Annotated in this window: 1 tRNA gene and 1 rRNA gene; both read right to left on the reverse strand. The window is 48.9% G+C overall.

The features are described from left to right. Positions 1–320: 320 nt before the first annotated feature. Positions 321–396, reverse strand: a tRNA-Ala gene (locus tag ACFQ3W_RS26025). A gap of 130 nt (positions 397–526) precedes the next feature. Continuing rightward, a 16S ribosomal RNA gene (locus ACFQ3W_RS26030) occupies positions 527–616 on the reverse strand; the annotation flags it as partial.

The following is a 616-nucleotide window of genomic DNA, read 5'->3' on the forward strand; positions in this document are numbered from 1 at the left end:
CCCGAGGCGGTTTCGTTGTTCGCCACGTCCTTCTTCGGCTCCTAGCGCCTAGGCATCCTCCGTGTGCTCTTAGTAGCTTAACCATAATGCTCTGGTATTGCGTCTGGTGCTCTCTTGTTCGCCGTTTTGCATCGCTTGCCTCAGCAAGCTTGCTCACGTGCTCTCAAATGATCCCCAGCCACAAAACCTTCGCTAGCCACTTTATTACTTCCTTGGTCATTTTCATGACACAAGTTCAGCTAAAAGGATTGTTCTAAAACGCAAATTCGTTTCGTTTATCCAGTTTTCAAGGATCAAGGATACAAAAAGATGAAATTATATGGTGGAGCCAAGGAGGATCGAACTCCTGACCTCCTGCTTGCAAGGCAGGCGCTCTCCCAGCTGAGCTATGGCCCCGCAAATTCCATCAAAACTGAACAAATGGTAAACACGTCAATGGTAACTTTGCTACGCAAAGTTCTATATACGGTGGCTTACGCCAGCCGTACTTTTGAATGTCTTCGTTGCAGAAGACGATTCTCCATAGAAAGGAGGTGATCCAGCCGCACCTTCCGATACGGCTACCTTGTTACGACTTCACCCCAATCATCTACCCCACCTTCGGCGGCTGGCTCCT

This window comes from Paenibacillus puldeungensis (assembly GCF_042678945.1).
Classification (GTDB): Bacteria; Bacillota; Bacilli; order Paenibacillales; family Paenibacillaceae; genus Fontibacillus; species Fontibacillus puldeungensis.